Below are 20,710 nucleotides of genomic sequence, written 5' to 3'. Positions count from 1 at the left end.
GGGAAACGCTGTGCCTAATCCGCCACGAGGGTTTCGATGGTGAGCTCCGGGTGCTCCTTCTCAATGAAGGCCAGCTTCCACTTATCACCAAAGAGCGCGATGAGCTCGCCGTCGGTGCGGGTGAAGATCTCCACGCCGCGCTGGCGGCCCAACTCGGGCGCGGATTCGGCGTCGGTGCGGCGCGCCACGGAGTAGGGGATGGGCTCGGTGATGGTCTCCACGTTGTACTCGACCTCCATGCGAGCCTGCATGACCTCGAACTGCATGGGGCCCACCGCGGCCATGACTGGGGCGGCATCGCCACGCGTATCGTTGCGCAGAATCTGGACCACGCCCTCCGCAGCCAGCTGGTCCAAGCCCTTGCGGAATGCCTTGTAATCACCCAAAGACTTCGCGCGTAGGATGCGGAAGGACTCCGGCGCGAACTGCGGCATGGGCTTGAACTGTACCTTCTTGCCTGTGTAAATCGTGTCACCGGGAGCCAAGGAACCGGCGTTGACCAAGCCCACGATGTCACCCGGGTAAGCCGTGTCCACGGTGTCACGCGTGCGGCCGAAGACCGTCAGCGCATACTTGGTGGAGAAGCTGCGGCCAGACTGTGCGTGGTTGACCTGCATGCCGCGCTCAAATTCACCGGAGACCACGCGCATGAAGGCCAAGTTATCGCGGTGCTTGCGGTCCATGCCCGCCTGCACCTTGAAGATGACACCTGAGAACTCATCGGTGACCTCACGGACCTCATCGATAGCGGAGGTGGCGGCCTCGATGGCCTGCGGATCCGAATCGCGGGAGCGCGGAGCCGGGGCGATGGCGCACAGGGTATCCAGAATCTGGTGCACGCCGAAGTTCAGCATCGCAGAGGCGAAGATGAGCGGGGAGGTCACGCACTGCTCAAAGAGCTCCTGGTCGTGCAGGGCGCCGTCGGCTGCCAGCAGCTCTGCTTCCTCCACGGCCGTCTCCCAAGCGTCCTCTTCCTTCGCGGCTGCATCCTCAGGCGCGTAGTGCTCCTCCGGGGCGATGGTGGAACCACCGGCGGTGCGCAGGAAGTGCACGTATTCGTCGGCCTCACCATCATCATTAATGTGGGCTAAACCGCGGAAGTCGCCGGCGATACCCACCGGCCAGTACAGCGGGGTGGGCTGCAGCTGGATCTCGTTAACGATTTCGTCGACAAGCTCCAGCGGCTCCCGTCCCACGCGGTCCCACTTGTTGATCACCGTAATGATCGGCAGGCCGCGGGCCTTACACACGCGGAAGAGCTTGAGGGTCTGCGGCTCGAGGCCCTTGGCGGCGTCGATAAGCATCACAGCAGCATCCACCGCCGTGAGCACGCGGTAGGTATCCTCCGAGAAGTCCGCGTGGCCCGGGGTGTCCACCAGGTTGATCATGTAGGGCTCGCCCTCGTGACCCTCGGGCGCGTACTCGAACTGCAGGGCCGAGGAGGCCACGGAAATGCCGCGCTCCTTCTCCATCTCCATCCAGTCAGAGACCGTGGACTTGCGGTTGCCCTTGCCATGCACCGCGCCAGCTTCGTTGATGACGTGCGCATGCAGCGCCAGCGCCTCCGTTAGCGTGGACTTACCAGCATCCGGGTGGGCGATGACGGCGAATGTGCGGCGGCGGGAAGCTTCGGAGGCAATACTCATGCGGGCTAGTTTAGCCGCTGGCTGCTACCACTCCACATTGAGCTGGCGGCCCAGATCATCAAAGACGCGCCGGGCCACGGAGAGCTTCTTCGCAATCGGCCGCTGCAGGCCTGGCTTGCGCTTCTGGTTGTAGTACTCGCCGGATTCGAAATGGATGCCTGGGGTGCCGCTGAGGAAGTAGGCCAAGTTCTCCCCGCCCTTGTCCGCCTTGCCTAAGACGTATTGAGCCGCAGTGGTCGAATAGAGCTTGCTTGTCCTACTCGTTGAGTTATGCCCGAAGCCAGTATTCAAAATGCCCGGGTGGAAGGCCACGGAGGTCAGACCATGCGAGTCGAGGTAGCGGGTCAGAAGAATATCGCCCAACTTGGCGTTGCCGTAAGCGCGCTCCGCGGTGAATTTTTCAAAGGTGTTTGGGTCACCGGGATCGAAAGCGGAATACAGGACGTTGGCCAAAGAGGCGGTCTGCACCACGGTGGCATCGCTGGCCCGCAGGGTATCGCGCAATAAAGAGGTCAGAAGAAAAGGAGCCACGACGTTGATCTGCCAGGTGCGCTCGAAGCCATCGGCGGTGGCGAAGGGGCCGTCGAACATGCCGCCGGCGTTATTGCCCAAGGCATCAATCTGTGGGTACTGGCTTAGCTCTTCCGCGAGACGGCGAACTTGGCCCAAAGACTCGTAGTTGGCCACGTGAAAGGCCGCACCAATTTCTTCGGCTACGGCCTGCGTCTTTTCCGGGTTCCGGCCCACGAGCACGAGCGAATCCTGCGGGCGGCGCTGGTGAAGGATGCGGGCAGCGGCCGCGCCCACCCCGCTCGAAGCACCGGTAATGACAATTGTTCGAGGGTCATGACTAGAAGGCAGGTTCTTGCTCGCGCGGCTCATACTTGGACAGTGTAGGGCGTTGAGCGCCGCTGCGCCGGGGTTTATTTCGCCCGGGAATGGATCTCCTGCTGGGCCTTGCTGAGTCCCTCTGTCACGATGAGGCGGGCGGCCTCGGCGGCGGTGGCGATGGTGGAATCGAGCTCAGCGCTGGCGTCGACAGGCGCGAGCACCCAGTCCGGGATGGAGCCACCCTTGGGCGGGCGCCCGATACCCACGCGCACACGCAGGTAATCGCGCGTGCCCAAGCGCTCGCTCAGCGACTTCAAGCCGTTATGGCCATTCTCGTTGCCGCCCTTTTTAATGCGCACCTTGCCGGCGGGTAGGTCGAGCTCGTCATGGATGACGATGATGTTTTCTGCCGCAACCCCCAGCTGCGCGGCCAAGGGTGCGATGGGATCGCCGGAGAGATTCATGTAGGTGTGTGAACGCAAAGCCACGACCTTCGTGCCCCCGAGCTCGAGCTGTGCGGCGCTGAGCTGGTGCCCGGTGACGGGTTCAAGCATGTCGCCAGCTTCGGCGAGGAGATCATCCACCGCCATGTACCCCACATTGTGACGGGTCGCGGCGTATTTCGCGCCGGGATTGCCTAAGCCTACGATGAGCCACTTAGCGCTTAAATCGGCTGGACTTAGTCCAGGGCTGACTGCCTTTTTCGTCTTCTTCGGCGCAGCCTCAGCGCTGCCAAAGAGGCTGGTGAAAAAGTCACGGATGGCGGACACAACAACTCCCTTGATGGATTTTCTTTAGGCTGGGGGACCATGAGTCAACTTCTTGAGGCTATCACCTGTCCCGTCCTACCTGCCCCGATGGCCGGTGGGCCCACCACGCCTGAACTGGTTGCCGCCGCTGAGTCCGCCGGTTCTTTTGGCGCGCTGGGCCTGGGGAGCTCTTCAGTAGACGCCGCGCGGGAGGCCATCGCTGCGTGTGCGGGCACGCGATTCGGGGTCAATATCTTTCACCCGCAGCGCGCGCTGACTGAAACGGAGCTCGCAGCTGCACGGTCCCTCGCCGCGGAAGAGGACGCCGTGCTTGGCGACGTCCCCCTAAACTTCGGCTGGCAGGACAAGCTCGACGCAGCGCTGGAGGGTGGGGCAGCGGTGCTCTGGTCGATGTTCGGCGTCTTTAACGAGGAAGAAGTCGCGCGCATCCATGCCGCTGGGGCAGAGGCGTGGACCACGGTCACCACCCCCGAGGAGGCGCAGACTGCCACCGCGCGAGGCGTCGATGTGTTGTGCGTGCAGGGGCCTGAGGCCGGCGGGCACCGCGGAGTGTGGGACCCGAGTGCGGAACCCGACCAACGCCCGCTTAAAGAACTTGTCGCGGCGGTCCATCAGGTCACGGACCTTCCGCTCATTGCCGCGGGTGGGCTGCGAACTCGGGAGGATGTCGCCGAGGCCCTGGCGTGGCCGGGGGTAGAGGCAGTCAACTGTGGCTCTGCCTTCTTGCTGTCCGAAGAAGCCGGAACGAGTGAGCACAACCGTGACCTTCTGCGCCGTGGCGGCAGGACGGTGTCGACCCGCGCGTTCTCCGGGCGCTACGCCCGCGGGCTGGAGACCGCCTACACACGGGCACACCCGGACCTGCCTTTGGTCTACCCCTATCTCAACGCGTTGCTGAAACCGCGTCGTGCGCAGCTCGACGCCGACGTGGACTATTGCCTCGTAGGTGTCGATGTAATGAAACTTCGCGGGGGTAGTGTGGCGGAGATCCTCGCTCAACTACACCCAAACGGGCATGAATAAGGGTTAATATTTACGGATGGACATAGTTTTACACCCTTTTTGACGAGTAAAGGATACAAAGCACGTGACTTCGAACGCGCACATTGGGCACGAGGATTGGAACGAGCGCCTGGAGCTGGCCCAAGAGATGATCCCGCTCATCCACCAGCTGCACCGCAACAATAACGTTGTCACCTCTATCTACGGCCGCCTGCTCATCGGCGTGACCGACATCGACATCATCAAGGCGCACCGCTACGCCCGCCGCATTGCTGAGCGCGAGCTTTCCACCGCAGAGACCCTGCCTATTCTCAAGGAACTGTGCTCGATGAACCTTGGCACCGCTTCCATTGACCTTGGCCGCCTGGCCACCGGCTTCGAAGAGTCCGGCTCCGATAACCTGCGCAACTACCTCGAGGAGACCCTCGTGGATCTCGTCGGCGCTGGCGTGGATAAGGAATCCACCGACGTCGTGCTTTATGGCTTCGGCCGCATCGGCCGCCTGCTGGCCCGCATCCTGATTGCCCGCGAAGCTGCCTACGGCGGCGTGCGCCTGCGCGCCATCGTCGTTCGCAAGAAGGGTGACATTGACATCTTCAAGCGCGCCTCCCTCCTGCGCCGTGACTCCGTCCACGGTGCTTTCAACGGCACCATCGCCGTCGACGAGGAGAATGAGGTCATCTGGGCCAACGGCACCAAGATTCAGATGATCTACGCCAACAACCCGGCGGAGATCGATTACACCAAGTACGGCATCGACAACGCCATTGTCGTGGACAACACCGGTGTGTGGCGCGACCGCGAGGGCCTGTCCCAGCACTTGCAGTCCAAGGGAGTGGCTCGTGTGCTGCTCACCGCACCGGGTAAGGGCGATCTGAAGAACATCGTCTACGGCATCAACCACGGAGATATCGAGGATTCCGACCAGATTCTCTCCGCCGCATCCTGCACCACCAACGGCATCACCCCGGTGCTCAAGGTCATCAACGACCGCTACGGCGTGGTTCACGGCCACGTGGAGACCGCGCACTCCTTCACCAATGACCAGAACCTCATTGATAACTTCCACAAGGGTGACCGCCGCGGCCGCGCAGCCGGCCTGAACATGGTGCTCACGGAGACCGGTGCAGCCAAGGCCGTGTCCAAGGCTCTGCCGGAGTTTGAGGGCAAGCTCACCGGTAACGCCATCCGCGTTCCCACCCCGGACGTTTCCATGGCCGTGCTCAACCTCGAGCTGGAGAAGGAAGCTGACCGCGACGAGGTCAACGACTTCCTGCGCAACGTCTCCCTGCATTCCGACCTGCGCCAGCAGATCTCCTACATCGCCTCCCCGGAGGTTGTGTCTTCTGACTTCGTGGGCTCTACCCACGCTGGTGTCGTCGATGGCCTCGCCACCATCTCCTCCGGCAAGCACCTCGTGCTCTACGTGTGGTACGACAACGAGTTCGGCTACTCCAACCAGGTCATCCGCATCGTCGAGGAAATCGCCGGCGCTCGCCCGGTGGTCTACCCGAAGCGCGTTGATGTTTCTGAGCTCTAAACGCTAAAACACTGCTACCGCCCGTGCTGCATGGCGCGGGCGGTAGTGCTGTTTTAGGGTCCTGCCCGGCTTGCGACCTAGCATTGCCAGGATGCTTCACGCCCACAACTGCCCGATCTGCCAAAAGTAGGGGCCGAGATCGAAAAATCTAGACTGTTTTCGTCAGATTGGTCAGTTTTAGCGGGAAGACAGCGCTCGAGTATGGAGTAAATGTCGTGCGCGCAATGTCGCGGCCACCCCGAGCACTGCGGCCAACACCACAGCGACGGCATAGCGCAAAGGTGAGTGCGCAACCAAAGGCCAGGCGGGGAAGGCGAGTACCCACAGACCGGTATCAGCCAAGACATCGCCGCCCAAGGTGACGGAGACAATCGTCCCTATGATTGTGAGAGCGATAGCGCTCACAGTGCCGAAGCGAATCACCAGAATGAGTGATACAGCTGCGATGACATAGCCCACCCCAACCGCAAGGGGCAAAGCGGAAAACTGTGCAGCGCCATCACCACCTGCGAGCGCACTGGCCAGGTATGCGGCAGCGCATACCGCCAGGATGACACACAGGAACCAGAGGAGAATCCCGGATGTGCCGAACCGTGTTTCCATATGGACCAACGGCCATGAATCAGCTACACGGGGCCAAACGAGGACCGGCAAGATACCTGCGCCTACCGGAAGCAGAAAGTAGTGAAAGAAACCTTCGACGTAGTTAGCGGGATATTGCAGGGCGACAAAGCCTAGCGCCAGAATGCTGAGCATCAAGCAAGAGAACACCGCTGGGCTAAAAGCTGCACGGTGGAGTCCTAGCAACGTGGACCACAGCGAGGACTGTGCCGCCGCACGGGGGTGGCTCGTTGGCTGCCATACTTGGGCTTCTTCCATGGTGGTATTAGCAACGTCGGCATCAGTCTGGGCCGTTGTGGAACGCGCGAAACGGTGTCGCAGCGAGAACATTGGCCGGTATCGTCGCGGCGTGTAGACCGCGGCTAATGCTCCGAGAACGGCGAGGATGACGCACAATATGAAAGCCGGTAGTGGACTGCTGGTGAGAAGTGGGTCGTGTGGTTCAAGAGGCACCGAGTTCTGGTGAATACGCAATGCGCGCAGAAGCAATCGTTGCGGCCATGCTGGGGGAAAGGCCCACCACCTGCCTGATTCGACAGTGCACGGAAGGATGCTGATTATTTGCCATAGGGCCGCGGCTACCAGCGTTAAGCCGAAGCCCAGTCGGCGGGCACAGGCGGCGGAAAGCCCGGCAATGCCAAGCGCGCCAAGGAAGGAGTAGAGCCCAGCTACGAGGATAAGTTCGTGATTCTCCCGCCCCTGGGCAGCGACAACGAACCAAGAAACACCAAAGTTCAGAATATGGAAGACCGCAAGGCTGACAATGACAACGATAAAGCGGGCAGCATTCTCGAGACGCGGGTTGAGGTTTCTCCATTGCGTTCCGCCGCTGCGAGTGATGGTCTCGCGGCGTTCTGGAATGGCAGCGAACAGCCCAGTAAGAGGGGAATACATGCCGGTAACAAACAAGGATTGCCAAGCCAAGACGCCCGTGGCATCAGTGCGTGCTGAGGCCATTGAGGAGAAAATGATTGTCATGATGACCAGCGGTAGCGCCAGCAAAGGCAACCACTGTAAGGCGCTTCCACGGCTGCGCAGTAGTTCTGCTGAAAGGTAACTCGGGCGAGGGGCAGTAGTGTGCTTAGGCACGTGACTCTCCTTCCCGGTTGGTAGGCGCTTGGGAGGGGTGGCTCGGTGAGGTAAGTCGGAAGAATTCTTCCTCCAACTGACCACGTGGAGCTAGTTCCTGCAAGGAACCGGAATAGCGAATCGTGCCCTCGGCCAAGACGGTGATGTCATGGGCAAGGTGCAGTACCTCTCCAAGCTGGTGGGAGCTGACGATAACGGTGTGCCCAGCCGCGGCTAGTTGTTGTAGTAGCTCTCGCAATTCCATGATTCCTTGGGGATCGAGGCCATTCTGGGGCTCATCAAGAACAAGAACCTCTGGATCGCCGAGGAGAGCTTGCGCTAACGCTAGGCGGGCCTTCATACCAGTGGAAAAGGATTTCGCCTTCTTGGAGCCAACGCCGCTGAGCCCAGCGATGGAGAGAACCCGGTCAATCTCAGAGTCGGGAAGCCCCAGAAGTCGAGCGTGAACGCGAAGATTCGCCGCGGCAGACAGATGACCATAAAAGGCTGGCCCGTTCACTGAGGCACCAATGCGGCGAAGCACATTGCGGTTCCAAGGTTGGCCCGCCACGCTGATGGAGCCCGAGTCAGGAGGCAGGAGGCCTAAGAGGATGGAGAAGATTGTTGATTTTCCTGCCCCGTTGCGCCCGAGGAGCGCATGCACGCGGCCAGGGGAGATGTGGAAGGAAACATCATCGAGGACTCGTTGCCGACCGAAAGATTTCGAGATGTGCTCAAAAGAGATATCGCAATTCATAGAATGCAGTATCGCCGGGGCGCATCATGAAGGAATCCGCCTGCATGATGGTCTTCAGCGAGCAGACCTCCTACCGTGGTAGGAGCTTAGGCAACCCCAGCACGCTGCGCTAAGAGAACGAGGGCCACTCGGTCACGTGCGGCGAGTTTAGACATGAGCGCGGAGACGTGAGTTTTCACCGTGGTTTCTGCGATGACCATGTCGGCGGCTATCTCCGCATTTGTAGCACCACGCGCGATGAGTGAAAGCACTTCCATCTCGCGGCGCGTTACGAGGCTGAGTCCTTGGCGTTCCTGGGCGCTGAGGGTATCGCGTGTCAGCGCTGAGCGATAAGCCTCTAGCACTGGGCCGGTTACCTCGGCGGCCAGTACCGATTCTCCTTGCGCCACGTTGCGTACGGCGGTCACAAGAACCTCTGGGTCGGCATCCTTCAGCAGGAAACCGTGGGCGCCAGCGGAGATGGATCGCGCCACGAGCTCTTCATCATTGAATGTGGTGAGCATGATGATGCGGCACTCGGGCTTTCGCTCGAGTATGGCCTGAGCCGCTGCAATGCCGTCCATACCGGGCATGCGAATGTCGAGGATCGCCACATCAATGTGGTGGCTCAGCGCTGCTGTCACGGCGTCCGCCCCCGTGGCAGCGGTTGCCGCGACCTCGATGTCTTCTTGCGCAGTGAGGATGGTAGCCAGTGCTGAGAGCAGCATTGCTTGATCATCGGCCAATAAGACGCGGATTCTAGAGCTGCTGGGTTGCATCCTTGGTCTCCTTCATCGGTATCTGTGCGTGCAAGGAAAAGGAATGAGCATCGCCGGAATAGTCGAGGCGACCGCCGAGCGAACGGGCTCGTTCCGAAACTCCGACTAAGCCCACGCCGCTGCCCGCGACGTTGCTTGGCGTGGGATGAGGATTGATGGAGGTGAGGGTGAGCGTGGCGGCGTCATCAAGTACAAGCTCAACGAAGACGTGCGTGCCGACGCCCTGATGGCGCAGCGCATTCGTCAATCCTTCCGTGATAATGCGCACCAGAGCCATCTGCACCAACGATGGCACGGCGTATTCAGTCGGGAGGTTGGCGTCCACCTTTAGCCCTGCAGCGCGGAAGCCTTCGAGGATCCCTTCGATGTGCTCAAGTTGTTGAGCAGGCTCTAGAGCCGTGGGGCCGGGTGAGCGCAAGGCAGCGACTATGCCGCGAACCTCGCCCAAGGCGGTATCCGCATTATCGCGGATCGAAAGAAGTGCTTCTTCAGCCGCGCCGGAGTCCGCAGTCGCTGCAACGATGCCTGCATTAGCCTGAACCTTAATCAGGGTGAGGGAATGGGCAAGGACATCGTGAAGTTCCCGTGCAATGAGGAGGCGTTCTTCTTCTTGTGCTTGGTGGAAGCGCTCGCGCGCTAGTATCTCCCGTTGGCGATCACGGTCAAAATACCGGGCAGCGATGAAATACGTGCTTCCCAGCACCGCCCAGTGAGCCACCACCATGGCAAGGAAGGGTGTGTCGACCTCATAGCGCAGAAGGTAGGTCTCAGTGTCGATGCGCCACATGAAGGGGGAGATAAAGGTACCGATCACGGTGATGAACAGAACCACCCGCGGAATCAGCCTCTGGGTGATGTACCGCGAGGTGGTGTACACGGCCATGGGGGCGGTCAACGCCCATGGGGTGAGGCCGCTATTGGTGGGGAGCTGGTTCATCCATATGACAGCCCAGGCCAGGAGCAGAACTAGGAATCCTGTTGCGCTCACGACAGGCTTCGAGCGCCAGACTAAGAAAAGCGGTATGAACAGTAGCGACAAGAGAGCCTCGACAACTTCCACCGTTCCGGGGGAGGAAAATGCCAAGGCACAATAAAAGGCCGCTACGAGCCCCGCGACTCCTGCGAGTAGCGCGTCCCCCAAATGCACCGAGGACAGAAAGGTACGCGCGGTGCGGGAAGAGCTCATAGTCGGCCATGGTAGTACATGCCGAAAGTACTACTTCTTCTTTTTGTCCTTCTTGCCCTTCTTTTTCTTTCCTTGCTTCTTGCCGGAGCCGGAGCCGTTGACCTTTTCACGCTCCAAGTCGGCAGCGACATCCGGGACGTAGGCAAATTCGTTGCGCGGCGGGCGTACGTACTCGGCTTCGAGCTCGGGGCGGCTCGGGATCTCAGGTACATCCTGCTCCACGTGCTGATAGGGAACGGTCTTGAGGATGTGGTTTATCACGTTGATGCGTGAACGCTTCTTATCCTCAGACTCCACCGTGTACCACGGGGCGGACGGGGTATCCGTGTGGACGAACATCTCGTCTTTGGCACGCGAGTAGTCCTCCCAGCGGGTGATGGACTGCAGGTCCATGGGGGAGAGCTTCCAGCGGCGCAGTGGATCATTGCGGCGGGACTTAAAGCGTGCGAGCTGTTCCTCATCAGACACAGAGAACCAGTACTTGAGAAGGATAATGCCGTCTTCGATGAGCATGTGTTCCAGCATCGGCGCCTGGTGAAGGAAGCGCACGTACTCCTGCTGGGAGCAAAAGCCCATGACTCGCTCCACGCCGGCGCGGTTGTACCAGGAGCGGTCGAAGATGACGATCTCACCGGCGGTGGGCAGCTTCTCAATGTAGCGCTGGAAGTACCACTGGCCCGCCTCGCGGTCAGTCGGCTTGGGCAGAGCTTCGATGCGGCAGGTACGCGGATTAAGGTACTGCGTAATGCGCTTGATGGCGGAACCCTTGCCGGCGGCGTCGCGGCCTTCCATGATAATGACCACGCGGGCGCCGGTCTCAACGACCCACTGCTGCATCTCGACGAGCTCTGCTTGGAGGCGCTTGAGCTCGTCCTCATAGGCTTGCTTGTCTAGCTTCGGCGGCTTGGTGGCAGACTTCTTAGACTGTGAACTCATACCTTTAAATTTACCTCTTAGCTGGGGAAATGCCTAACCGCAGGGGTTAGAGATGTGCGTGGGATGGAGCTGGGGATCAGACTGGCGATCAGTCAACCTCGTGTTGCGTCACCGCGCCGCTGGCGGCGTCGACATCGAGCTCGTGTTCCTGGCCGTTGGCCTTGAATTCAATCTCCCAGTGCGGGCCCTTGCCATCGTCACCATCGTCGTAGTCGACTTCCTTTTCTGTGACGGCCTGGGCATCAACGCCGGCGTGGGCTAAGGCTTTCTCAAAAGCTTCATCGCCGCTGAGCATGCCGGAGCCCTCTGCGTTGCCGGTGGCCCCGGCACCAGCCGTGCCGGCAGGCTGCTGAGCGTCGTCGTCATCACGGTCATCGTCGCCAGCATCCGTGCCCGTCGCTGTGGCCGTTTCCGTCACGGTTTCCACCGGCGCGGGAGTCGGCGTCGGGGCGGGCTCGGCCTCCTTATCCGACGAGCACCCCACCAGCGCGGTGCTGGCGCAGAGTGCGATGCCGGCGGCGGTGAAACGGGAATGAAGAGTCATCGAGGCTCATCCTCCTCAGTCAATCAGGGGGAATGTGGTGCCCCACCGTATCGAAATCAGAGCGTGCTCGCTGAAGAGCCTGGATATGGCTGAATGTTAACGGCCGTGACAGGTGCAGCCTTCGCCGCAGCCACCGGCAGCAGGGGGCTCACCGAAGCGCGTGGTGTTCTCAATTGCCCCTAGCCCTTCGATGCTAATGCGGGTGCGGGAGCCGTCGCCCAGCAGCGCCTCCTCGCCACGCGCGAAGCCCACACCTTCCGGAGTGCCGGTGGCAATGACATCGCCCGGATTGAGAGGGTAGAGGGAGGAGCAGAAGGCGATGAGTTCGGCCACGGAGAAGATGAGGTCATCGGTGTTGTCGTCTTGGCGCACGTCGCCGTCGACGGTCGTCATAAGCCGCGCGGCCTTGCCCGGGGCCCATTCATCAGCCGTGGTCAACCACGGCCCGAAGCCGGCGGTGCGGTAGAAGGATTTGCCGGCGTGGAACTGCGTGGTGGCGCGCTGATAATCCCGCAGGGTGTAGTCGTTCATGATGGCATAGCCGGCCACGTAATCTAGTGCATCTTTCGTGCTCACCCGGTGCGCGCGGCGTCCCATGACCACGGCGAGCTCTCCTTCGTAGTCCAGCTTCTTCGTGGCATAGGCCGGGACATAAACGTCGTCGAAGGGCCCGGTCAGGGCCTCCGGAAACTTGATGAAGAGCGTGGGCTGCGTGGGAAGCTCGCGCCCCATCTCCCGGGCATGCTTGGCGTAGTTGACGCCAACGCAGATAATCTTGCCGGGGTGGGGGATGACGGGGGCTAGGTCGGCATCGTTGAAAACCACAGGCTCGCCGGACAGCTGCGCGGCCTTGCTCCAATCGGGGCTGGCGAGCAATTCTCCGACGTCCTCATAATCCAGCTCGGTGCCCACGTTGGGGCCGTCGATGCGGATAGCGCAAGTACCAAAACTGGTGCGGAGAGTAGCGAGCTTCATGGCGGCTAGTCTAACGCGCGAAGAATCTCATCGACGGCATCGGCACAGATGATGGGAATCTCGTGGGCCTCCTGCTTAGTCCACGGTTTGAGCACGAATGCGGCCGGATCCATACGGCCGGGCGGGCGGCCGATGCCTACTGAAAGCCGCTGATAATCCTTGGTGCCCAGGGCCTTCGTGGTGGAGCGCAGGCCGTTGTGGCCGTGGTCCCCGCCGCCGAGGCGTCGCTTGATGGTGGCGAAGTCGAGCTCCAATTCATCGTGGATCACGATGATGCGCTCAGCAGGAACATTGAAGTATTGGGCGAGTGCCTTGATGGGACCGCCGGACAAGTTCATGAAGCAGCGCGGCTTGGCGACGATCACTTTGGTATCGCCACGTCGCGCTTCGGCGACATCCGTGTTTGTCTTTTTGTGAACGGAAAAGGAAGCGAATAGCTCGTGGGCTAGTTCATCAGCCACGTCAAAGCCGATGTTGTGGCGAGTGCCGGCGTACTTCGGCCCGGGGTTTCCTAGGCCAACGACGAGAAAAGGAGAAGAAGTCACGCAGCCATTCTAAGCCGCTGGGGTGAAGACACAAGAGCGCACCGCCACCTGCACGCTCACCCCCTCGGTATGTAGGGGAGGGAGTGAGAAAGAATGCAGGCAGCGGTGCGCTAGAGAATGAGGAGTGATAAGGAGAGGGGAGTTTTACTCCTCGTCGGCCTTCTCCTCGGCGGCGCCCTCGTCTGCGGACTCGGCGCCAGCCTCAGCGCCGCCGTCCTCGGCAGCCTCAGCGGCAGCCTCGAGCTCCTCATCAACCTGCGGCTCGGAGATGGAGACGATGACGGTGTCTTCCTCGGCCACGAGGGTGGTGCCCTCCGGCAGGGTGATGTCGCCAGCGGTGACCACGGTGCCATCCTCGAGACCCTCGATGGACACGGCGATCTCCTCCGGAATGTTGAGCACGTCTGCCTCGACCAGGAGGACGTCGGCATCCTGGATGGACATGAGGCCCGGAGCCGGCTCGCCCTCGAGGACAACCGGAACCTCGACCTCAACCTTCTCGCCACGCTTAATGGAGAGCAGGTCGATGTGGTCGATGTTGAAGGTCAGGACGTTCTGGTCGACGTGCTTGACCATGACCAGGTGCTGCTCGCCCTCGAGCTCCAGCTCGAACACGGCGTTGACGCCGTGGTTACGGACCAGTGCGGTCATTTCCAGGCGGTCAACGGCGAAGTGCAGAACGTCGACGGCGTGGCCGTAGACAACGCCCGGGATCTTGCCTGCAGCGCGCAGACGGCGAGCGAAGCCCTTGCCAAACTCAGAACGGACTTCAGCCTTCAATACGGGGCGCTCAGAAGCCATAAGTAAATCTCCTTAAAGTATCGTTGTGCGGCAAGGGCTCATGAAGAACCGTGTAGATACGACAAAAGCCTGCCGATGGACGTCTTGGACGAGTCATCGCAGGCTTAATACAAGATTCACTGCTTAACTTGTGCTATCGCGTCGATAACGGATTTCTCCCTCGCCGAGACGCACAAGATTTTAGCAGCAGCGTCGTCGCAGAACCAAATCTAGTGAGTCTCAAACAGCGTGGTCACAGAACCGTTCTCGAAAATCTCGTGGATGGTGCGAGCCAGCAGCGGGGCGATGGACAGCACAGTGAGGTTGTCCCAGCCCTCGGTGGACTGCGGCAGGGTATCGGTGGTGATGACCTCGACAGCGCCGCACTCGGACAGGCGCTCGCGAGCCGGGTCGGAGAAGACACCGTGGGTACAGGCAATAACCACGGACTTGGCGCCGGCCTCCTCCAGTACGCGGACCGCGCCCGCGATGGTGCCACCGGTGTCAATCATGTCATCGAGCAGGATGCAGTCCTTGCCCTCGACGTCACCGACGACGCGGTTGGACACCGTCTTGTTGGCTTCGGTGTTAGAGCGGGTCTTGTGGACGAAGGAGAGTGGGGCATCGCCCAACTCGTGTGCCCACTTCTCTGCCACCTTCACGCGGCCGGCATCGGGGGAGACCACGGCCAAGTTGTCCATCGGGTACTTGGACTTGATGTAGTCGGTCAGGATCGGCATGGCGTGCATGTGGTCGACCGGGCCATCGAAGAAGCCCTGAATCTGGTCGGTGTGCAGATCCACGGACACGATGCGGTCGGCACCGGCAGCGGCGAGCAGGTCCGCCACTAGGCGGGCGGAGATAGGCTCGCGGCCGAGGTGCTTCTTGTCCTGGCGCGCGTACGGGTAGAAGGGCAGGATGGCGGTGATGCGCTTAGCAGAGCCGCGCTTGAGCGCATCAATCATGATGAGCTGCTCTACCAGCCACTTGTTGAGCGGCTGGGTGTGGGACTGCATCACGAAGCAGTCAGCACCACGGACGGACTCCTCGAAGCGAATGAAGATCTCACCGTTGGCGAAATCGCGGGCGGTGGTCGGAACCAGATCGGTCTTGAGCTCCTTGGCCACAGCCTCAGCCAACGCCGGGTGAGCGCGCCCGGTGAAGAGCATCATGTTCTTGCTGCTGCCGGTAACCTTGCCAGTCATCAGTAGATATCCCTTTACTTGTCGTTAGTTAGTGGTCTGATCGTCAGCCTGGGCGTCCTGTGCCTTGTCGGCTGCTTCCGCTGCCGGCGTGCCCGGACGCTTCTTTTGCACCCAACCTTCGATGTTGCGCTGCTTGCCGCCGGAGACCGCGAGCGCTCCCGGGGGAACGTCGTCCTTAATTACTGTACCCGCACCGGAGTAGGCGCCATCACCGACGGTGACGGGGGCGATGAACATGGTGTCCGATCCGGTGCGCACGTGGCTGCCGATGGTGGTGTGGTGCTTGTTGACGCCGTCGTAGTTGACGAAGACGGAAGAGGCACCGATATTCGAGTAATCACCCACGGTGGCATCGCCGATGTAGGTCAGGTGCGGCACCTTGGTGCCGCGGCCAATCTGCGCCTTCTTCGCCTCGACGAAGCCGCCCAGCTTGCCCTCTTCACCCACGATGACGCCCGGGCGGATGTAGGTAAACGGGCCCACCTGAGCGTTGGTGCCGATGACGGAGTCGAAGCCGTGTGTGCGCACCACGCTGGCGCCAGCGCCCACCTGCATATTGGTCAGGGTGGTGTCGGGGCCCACCTCAGCACCATCGGCGATGGTTGTCGCACCCCACAGCTGGGTATTGGGGTGAATGACAACGTCCTGGCCAATGGTCACGTTGACGCCGATCCAAGTGGTATCGGGATCGACGATGGTGGCGCCGCCGCGCATGGCTTCCTCGACCACACGGCGGTTGAGAATGCGACCGGCCGCGGCCAACTGCACGCGGTCATTCACACCGGAGAGCTCCTCCGGATCGACAGCAACGTGCGCGCCGACGCGGTGGCCTCCCTCGCGGGCGATCTCCAGCACATCGGTGATGTAAAGCTCGCCCTGGGCGTTGTCGGAGTTGAGCTTCGTCAAGGCGTCGCGAAGCACGGCTCCATCGAAAGCAAAAACGCCGGAGTTGACCTCGCGCACCGCGCGCTGCTCCTCGGAGGCATCCTTTTGCTCCACGATGGCGGTGACCGATCCATCCTCGGCGCGCAGCACGCGGCCGTAACCGGTGGGATCCTCCAGGGTCATGGACAGCACGGTCACGGCGTTGCCTTGGCCGGTGTGGGTCTCGTGCAGCTGGCGCAGTGTCTCCGGGCGCAGAAGCGGAACGTCACCGTTGGTCACGATGACGGTGCCGTCGAAGTCAGGCAACGCACTCAGGCCGCACTGGACGGCGTGACCGGTACCGTTCTGCTCTTCCTGGACGGCCTGGGAGACCTCGCAGTCCAGCTCCTCGGAGATGGCATCGACGGCAGGGGAGACCTGGTCGCGCTGGTGGCCCACGACGACCACGAGGTGCTCCGGGTTCAAGCCAGCGGCTGCGTGGAGGGCGTGGCCGAGAAGTGACCTCCCGCCAATCTCATGCAACGTCTTTTGGGTTGAGGATTTCATGCGGGTACCTGCGCCTGCGGCAAGGACGATGGCGGCGCAGTTCGTTACTTCAGCCACGAGTGTGTGCTTCTCCTGTGATTGGGGATGTCAGGACTTACTTTTTTCATCATAACGCCTGCGTTCTATTTTTCGCGTGAGACCTCCGGAAGTGCCCGGGCACGCCAGGCGCCGAGCAGACCGATGCAGGCCAAGAACAGAATGGCTGCCGAGGGACCAGCCAGCGCGATCACGGCGGAGATGCCGCCAATCACGAGGAGAATGACACCCATCATGGTGTTTGCAGCCCCGACGTAGCGGGTGCGCTTGTCTTCGCCAGCCATGTCCACCACATAGGTCTTGCGCGCCACGCGAATGGCAGTGTGCGCCAGGTTGACCAGGAAGAAACCGAGAGGCAATGCCCACATGCTTACCGCTGCCGGCGCCCACGCGGCACACGCGACGATGCCCAGCAGGATGATCGCTGCGGCACCCGCACCCCAGGACATGACCAAGCGGGAGGACTTATCTGAGAGCACACCGGATACACGGCCACCCACGAGGCTGGCCAGGCCTGAGGCCAAGACGAAGCCGCCGAGCCCACTCAAAGCCTGCGAACCGATGCTCTGCGAAAGCACCACGATAAAGGAGGTGGACAGGGCAGACACCAAAAGCAGGGCACGAACGTTGACGAAGCTGCGGAAGCGGGAATCCTGGGTGTATAGCTTCCAGGTATCCGTCCACCAGCTGCGGTTCAGGCACTTCTGGCCGGCATCATCCGGCACCGGCTCCTCGATGGTGCGGAATACTGCTGCCGCCAAGAACCACGTGGCCGCACCGATGGCCAGCAATGCCGCCAAGCCCCAGCGCGGGAGCTCACCCAGCACGGCGAGGATGCCACCGGTAATCAAGGTGACCGCGCCGCCGAGCTGCGTGGCCCGGCCGGTCACTACTCCGCGGTGGCCCTTGGAAATGGTGCGGCCCTGCACGTCTTTGCCGGTCAGCGAACACAGCGCGCGCAGCACGGCGAGAGCTGCCAGGGCGAGGCAGACGATGAGGCCGAGGAGGGGGCCGTCGACAAGCACCGCAGCCGCCGCGATGATCGCCGCGCACAGACCCTGGCCCACCGAGCCCAGCACCCACAGGCGTTTGCGTGCTGGATGGGACACCACCCACGGGGTCAGCGCCGCCTGCGGGAGCATGGAGCCGGACTCGCGCAAGGGGACCAGTAGGCCCGTGAAGAAGCCCGGCACCCCGGCCACGCTAAACAGCCAGGGTAGGACCGTCTTTCCGGAGAGCAATTGATCGCCCACTCCCTGCAGGCCATTCGACCAGACGAAGCGGCGGGCATTGGCGGACTCTTCGGACGGTGAGGAGCCGTGGGGAGATGCTGAACGCGAAGCCATGACTGTGATCTTAAGCCCGGCTCGCTCCAATCCGGGGTCTAAGGTTCACCTGATCTCTATCCTGGGAGGCATGTCTATCTCCGCTCGCCCTACAGTATCCCGCCGTATTTTTGTCCAGGGTTCCGTGCTGACTGTTGCCGGTGCCGCCGTGATGGGGTTGAGCGCCTGCTCCACTTCGGGGTCGAAGAATCAACCGGAGCCGCTGGGCTACGACGGCGAGCCGCGTGCCCTGCCCATCCCGCCCGTGGAGGAAGGGGAGGTCGTCGACGGCACGCGCGTATTCAAACTCACCGCCCAGGACGGCTACTCGGAGATCCTCCCCGGCAACGACCGCACGCGGACGTGGGGCTTCAACGGCGCCTTCTTGGGCCCCACTCTGCGGGCTCGGCGGGGCGAGAAAGTCCGCGCGGAAATCACCAACGACCTCATTGAGATGACCACGGTGCACTGGCACGGCATGAAGCTTCCGGCCTATTCGGATGGCGGCCCGCACTCACCGATTGAGGTGGGCAAGACCTGGAAGCCCGAGTGGGAGATCATCCAGCCCGCGGCCACGCTGTGGTACCACCCGCACCCGCACATGGCCACGGCCACGCATGCCTACCGCGGGCTGGCGGGCATGTTCCTCATCGGTGACGATGTGGCCGATGGCCTGGACCTGCCGCAGGACTACGGTGTGGACGACATCCCGGTAGTCATCATGGATGCCAAGTTCACCGACGATGGCCAGATTGATGAAAAGAGCGATAACACTCTGGGCCTTCTGGGCACCACGCCTCTGGTCAACGGCATCACCAATGCGCGCTTCGACGCCACCACGCGCCGGGTCCGCCTGCGCCTGCTCAACGGCGCCTCCATGCGCTTTTACACACTGGATCTCAGCAACGGTCCCTTCCATGTCATCGCCACGGACACGGGGCTTCTCGACGCCCCCGTGGAAGTCGACTCCCTCTTCCTCGGCCCCGGCGAGCGCGCCGAAATCATCGTGGACTTGGAGCCCGGCAAGGAAGTCCAGCTGCGCTCGGTGCCGCGCAAGGATAATTTTGGGGTGCCCAAGGACAAGGACGCGGCCGACTTCGGCTTCCAAGATTCCTTCGACCTGCTCACCATTTCCGGGCCGGCGGAAAACGCCTCGGAACCACCCGCCCTGCCGGCAACCCTTGACCCCGCCGCGGCGGAGACCCCGTCCACGGAGGGGCTTGAAGAGCGCGAGTTCGTGCTCAACACCTTCATGATCAACGGTGAGCAGATGGACATGGCACGTGTGGATACCGTCATCGATCACGAAGCCCCGGAAATCTGGACCGTGACCAATGAGAACTCTGACTGGCCGCACAACTTCCATATCCACAACGCCCGCTTCAAGGTTCTGGAGTGGGACGGCGACGAGAAGATGGATGTGTTCAACTCCGGCTGGAAAGACATTGTCAACCTTCCGCCGAAGGTCACCGCACGCCTGCTGGTGGAGTTCGGTCACTTCCCGGATAAGACCATCCCGTACATGTACCACTGCCACATGCTGCTGCATGAGGACGAGGGAATGATGGGGCAGTACGTCATGGTCAACAAAGGCGAGAAGCCCGACGTGCGCGTCAAACCCGCCGCCTTAGTCTTCGACCAAACCGCCACCGCCCACTCCGCACATGCCGGCCAAGTGGTGGACTCCTCCCGCAGCCCCTATGCGACGCCGGAGGCGAAGTCCTAACCGTTCACGATTTTCTCGTAGGCCCGGCCTGCTAGCGCCGAGCTGTGCCAGCGGGGTGCCGATGCGGAGGCGCTTGATATCTGCAAAAGTGCAGACCTGAAAGTGCAGACCTCCTGGTCGTCGCCAAGCAGTGCGTTGCGCTTCACGACGCCCACCTGCGTGTCTGCACTTCCAGGTCTGCACATTTGGAAAGGGTGGCCGTCAAGGGGGTTCCGGGGCGGCGCTTTAAGGTGGCAGGAAGCTGAGGATAGTGAACTACAGCAAATCCACCATCATTATGTGAGCAGTACGCTAGGGTCAGTATCTGTGATTCAGGACGTCGACCCGCTCATCCATTCCCTGTACCAGGTCTTTGACCTCATTGGTGTGGTACTCAACGGCATTATCGGTGGCACGATTGCGCGCCGCAGGGAATTCGACATTATTGGTTTCGTTTTTCTGGCGCTCTTTTCGGCGCTGGCGGGCGGCATGATCCGTGACATGCTGATCTCTCATGGCCCAGCAGCCGCTATTTCTGATCCGTGGTATCTCACTCTGGCATGCGTGGGTGCGCTTATTGCTTTCTTGATGGACCTCAAAGGCAAGGTCTGGGAGATCTTCCTTGAGCACGCGGATGCTGTCATCTTGGGTGTGTGGTGCACGACTGGCTGTGTGAAGGCGCTGGCCTACGATATGCCATTTATTGCCTGCGTCTTCTTAGGTGTTCTGACCGCAGTGGGCGGCGGTATGGTACGCGATGTTGCTTCCGGGCAGATTCCCTCGGTCTTTGGCGGCAGCCCGCTGTATGCCGTGCCGGCGGTACTTACCGGAATCGTGATGGCTTCCTTCGCACACTTCGATAAGTTCGCCCTTGGCATGGTCATCTCGCCCTTCGTGGGCTTTGGCCTAGCAGTTATGGCCTATTGGCGCGGGTGGGTGCTTCCGCGCGCCGGAATCGCGCCCTTGAACTACACCGCGGCGCAGGTGGCATCGATTGCGCGGAAAGCTGAAATCAGGGCTTAAGGGACATTTCGTGTGGATAAACCGAT

19 protein-coding genes are annotated in these 20,710 nt (G+C 61.5%); 4 read left to right on the top strand and 15 right to left on the bottom strand.

Features of this window, described 5'->3' with window-relative positions; translation table 11 throughout:
• Positions 1 to 14: 14 nt before the first annotated feature.
• From HMPREF2806_RS01910 to pth (HMPREF2806_RS01900), 3 genes are read right to left on the bottom strand one after another with little or no spacing between them, the layout of a single operon-like run.
• Entirely contained in the window at positions 15 to 1,646 is a 1,632-nt protein-coding gene (locus HMPREF2806_RS01910) for a peptide chain release factor 3 (RefSeq protein WP_070515903.1), read from the bottom strand.
• A 24-nt stretch (positions 1,647 to 1,670) separates the two neighbouring features.
• Positions 1,671 to 2,528, bottom strand: a complete 858-nt coding sequence (locus HMPREF2806_RS01905) for an SDR family NAD(P)-dependent oxidoreductase (RefSeq protein ID WP_070515901.1) — start codon at positions 2,526 to 2,528, stop codon at positions 1,671 to 1,673.
• A gap of 41 nt (positions 2,529 to 2,569) precedes the next feature.
• Positions 2,570 to 3,247 (bottom strand): aminoacyl-tRNA hydrolase, encoded by a 678-nt coding sequence (gene pth / locus HMPREF2806_RS01900; RefSeq protein ID WP_070515899.1) that lies wholly within the window; start codon positions 3,245 to 3,247, stop codon positions 2,570 to 2,572.
• Between the two features lie 39 nt (positions 3,248 to 3,286).
• Between pth (HMPREF2806_RS01900) and HMPREF2806_RS01895 the strand changes: the two genes are divergently transcribed.
• Both HMPREF2806_RS01895 and HMPREF2806_RS01890 read left to right on the top strand, forming a co-directional pair.
• Positions 3,287 to 4,270, top strand: coding sequence for a nitronate monooxygenase (locus tag HMPREF2806_RS01895; protein ID WP_070515898.1), 984 nt, complete (start codon positions 3,287 to 3,289; stop codon positions 4,268 to 4,270).
• A 64-nt stretch (positions 4,271 to 4,334) separates the two neighbouring features.
• Positions 4,335 to 5,789, top strand: a complete 1,455-nt coding sequence (locus HMPREF2806_RS01890; protein ID WP_070515896.1) for a glyceraldehyde-3-phosphate dehydrogenase — start codon at positions 4,335 to 4,337, stop codon at positions 5,787 to 5,789.
• Between the two features lie 177 nt (positions 5,790 to 5,966).
• On the opposite strand, the gene HMPREF2806_RS01885 is transcribed toward HMPREF2806_RS01890, so the two are convergent.
• The 12 genes from HMPREF2806_RS01885 to HMPREF2806_RS01830 all read right to left on the bottom strand — a co-directional run bounded on the left by HMPREF2806_RS01885 (position 5,967) and on the right by HMPREF2806_RS01830 (position 17,977).
• Positions 5,967 to 7,367, bottom strand: a complete 1,401-nt coding sequence (locus HMPREF2806_RS01885; RefSeq protein ID WP_232745226.1) for an ABC-2 family transporter permease — start codon at positions 7,365 to 7,367, stop codon at positions 5,967 to 5,969.
• A gap of 124 nt (positions 7,368 to 7,491) precedes the next feature.
• Entirely contained in the window at positions 7,492 to 8,235 is a 744-nt protein-coding gene (locus HMPREF2806_RS01880; RefSeq protein ID WP_070515892.1) for an ATP-binding cassette domain-containing protein, read from the bottom strand.
• Positions 8,236 to 8,321: 86 nt separating this feature from the next.
• A complete protein-coding gene (locus tag HMPREF2806_RS01875; RefSeq protein ID WP_070515891.1) occupies positions 8,322 to 8,993 on the bottom strand; it encodes a response regulator in 672 nt (223 codons plus the stop codon).
• A complete protein-coding gene (locus HMPREF2806_RS01870; protein WP_070515889.1) occupies positions 8,974 to 10,179 on the bottom strand; it encodes a sensor histidine kinase in 1,206 nt (401 codons plus the stop codon). Before HMPREF2806_RS01870 ends, HMPREF2806_RS01875 begins: the two co-directional genes overlap by 20 nt.
• Before the next feature lie 30 nt (positions 10,180 to 10,209).
• The gene (gene ppk2 / locus HMPREF2806_RS01865; protein ID WP_070515888.1) at positions 10,210 to 11,115 is read right to left on the bottom strand and encodes a polyphosphate kinase 2; all 906 of its coding nucleotides are present in this window, start codon (positions 11,113 to 11,115) and stop codon (positions 10,210 to 10,212) included.
• 88 nt (positions 11,116 to 11,203) lie between these two features.
• Positions 11,204 to 11,659 (bottom strand): PepSY domain-containing protein, encoded by a 456-nt coding sequence (locus tag HMPREF2806_RS01860; protein WP_232745225.1) that lies wholly within the window; start codon positions 11,657 to 11,659, stop codon positions 11,204 to 11,206.
• 96 nt (positions 11,660 to 11,755) lie between these two features.
• Positions 11,756 to 12,634 carry a fumarylacetoacetate hydrolase family protein gene (locus HMPREF2806_RS01855; protein WP_049154273.1) on the bottom strand — a complete coding sequence of 293 codons (879 nt, stop codon included), beginning with the start codon at positions 12,632 to 12,634 and terminating at the stop codon, positions 11,756 to 11,758.
• Between the two features lie 5 nt (positions 12,635 to 12,639).
• On the bottom strand, positions 12,640 to 13,179 hold the full coding sequence (pth, locus tag HMPREF2806_RS01850) for an aminoacyl-tRNA hydrolase (protein ID WP_070515886.1): 540 nt from the start codon (positions 13,177 to 13,179) through the stop codon (positions 12,640 to 12,642).
• A 144-nt stretch (positions 13,180 to 13,323) separates the two neighbouring features.
• Entirely contained in the window at positions 13,324 to 13,980 is a 657-nt protein-coding gene (locus HMPREF2806_RS01845; RefSeq protein WP_049154276.1) for a 50S ribosomal protein L25/general stress protein Ctc, read from the bottom strand.
• Between the two features lie 209 nt (positions 13,981 to 14,189).
• Complete coding sequence (locus tag HMPREF2806_RS01840; RefSeq protein ID WP_049154279.1) at positions 14,190 to 15,164, bottom strand: ribose-phosphate diphosphokinase; 975 nt, start codon at positions 15,162 to 15,164, stop codon at positions 14,190 to 14,192.
• A gap of 24 nt (positions 15,165 to 15,188) precedes the next feature.
• Positions 15,189 to 16,652, bottom strand: coding sequence for a bifunctional UDP-N-acetylglucosamine diphosphorylase/glucosamine-1-phosphate N-acetyltransferase GlmU (gene glmU / locus HMPREF2806_RS01835; RefSeq protein ID WP_049154281.1), 1,464 nt, complete (start codon positions 16,650 to 16,652; stop codon positions 15,189 to 15,191).
• 65 nt (positions 16,653 to 16,717) lie between these two features.
• Positions 16,718 to 17,977, bottom strand: a complete 1,260-nt coding sequence (locus HMPREF2806_RS01830; protein ID WP_070515884.1) for an MFS transporter — start codon at positions 17,975 to 17,977, stop codon at positions 16,718 to 16,720.
• A gap of 70 nt (positions 17,978 to 18,047) precedes the next feature.
• Between HMPREF2806_RS01830 and HMPREF2806_RS01825 the strand changes: the two genes are divergently transcribed.
• Both HMPREF2806_RS01825 and HMPREF2806_RS01820 read left to right on the top strand, forming a co-directional pair.
• Positions 18,048 to 19,682 carry a multicopper oxidase family protein gene (locus HMPREF2806_RS01825; RefSeq protein ID WP_070515962.1) on the top strand — a complete coding sequence of 545 codons (1,635 nt, stop codon included), beginning with the start codon at positions 18,048 to 18,050 and terminating at the stop codon, positions 19,680 to 19,682.
• A 309-nt stretch (positions 19,683 to 19,991) separates the two neighbouring features.
• Entirely contained in the window at positions 19,992 to 20,684 is a 693-nt protein-coding gene (locus tag HMPREF2806_RS01820; RefSeq protein WP_070515960.1) for a trimeric intracellular cation channel family protein, read from the top strand.
• The last annotated feature ends 26 nt before the right edge of the window (positions 20,685 to 20,710 follow it).

Source organism: Corynebacterium sp. HMSC076G08 (assembly GCF_001811515.1).
GTDB classification, from domain to species: Bacteria; Actinomycetota; Actinomycetes; order Mycobacteriales; family Mycobacteriaceae; genus Corynebacterium; species Corynebacterium hiratae.
This window is presented reverse-complemented; position numbering and strand designations above follow the sequence as displayed.

Coding starts and splice junctions, on each gene's coding strand:
- HMPREF2806_RS01910 (WP_070515903.1), bottom strand. CDS start 1,646: ATGAGTATTGCCTCCGAAGCTTCCCGCCGCCGCACATTCGCCGTCATC.
- HMPREF2806_RS01905 (WP_070515901.1), bottom strand. CDS start 2,528: ATGAGCCGCGCGAGCAAGAACCTGCCTTCTAGTCATGACCCTCGAACA.
- HMPREF2806_RS01895 (WP_070515898.1), top strand. CDS start 3,287: ATGAGTCAACTTCTTGAGGCTATCACCTGTCCCGTCCTACCTGCCCCG.
- HMPREF2806_RS01885 (WP_232745226.1), bottom strand. CDS start 7,367: ATGGCCTCAGCACGCACTGATGCCACGGGCGTCTTGGCTTGGCAATCC.
- HMPREF2806_RS01880 (WP_070515892.1), bottom strand. CDS start 8,235: ATGAATTGCGATATCTCTTTTGAGCACATCTCGAAATCTTTCGGTCGG.
- HMPREF2806_RS01875 (WP_070515891.1), bottom strand. CDS start 8,993: ATGCAACCCAGCAGCTCTAGAATCCGCGTCTTATTGGCCGATGATCAA.
- HMPREF2806_RS01870 (WP_070515889.1), bottom strand. CDS start 10,179: ATGAGCTCTTCCCGCACCGCGCGTACCTTTCTGTCCTCGGTGCATTTG.
- ppk2 (WP_070515888.1), bottom strand. CDS start 11,115: ATGAGTTCACAGTCTAAGAAGTCTGCCACCAAGCCGCCGAAGCTAGAC.
- HMPREF2806_RS01860 (WP_232745225.1), bottom strand. CDS start 11,659: ATGACTCTTCATTCCCGTTTCACCGCCGCCGGCATCGCACTCTGCGCC.
- HMPREF2806_RS01855 (WP_049154273.1), bottom strand. CDS start 12,634: ATGAAGCTCGCTACTCTCCGCACCAGTTTTGGTACTTGCGCTATCCGC.
- HMPREF2806_RS01845 (WP_049154276.1), bottom strand. CDS start 13,980: ATGGCTTCTGAGCGCCCCGTATTGAAGGCTGAAGTCCGTTCTGAGTTT.
- HMPREF2806_RS01840 (WP_049154279.1), bottom strand. CDS start 15,164: ATGACTGGCAAGGTTACCGGCAGCAGCAAGAACATGATGCTCTTCACC.
- HMPREF2806_RS01830 (WP_070515884.1), bottom strand. CDS start 17,977: ATGGCTTCGCGTTCAGCATCTCCCCACGGCTCCTCACCGTCCGAAGAG.
- HMPREF2806_RS01825 (WP_070515962.1), top strand. CDS start 18,048: ATGTCTATCTCCGCTCGCCCTACAGTATCCCGCCGTATTTTTGTCCAG.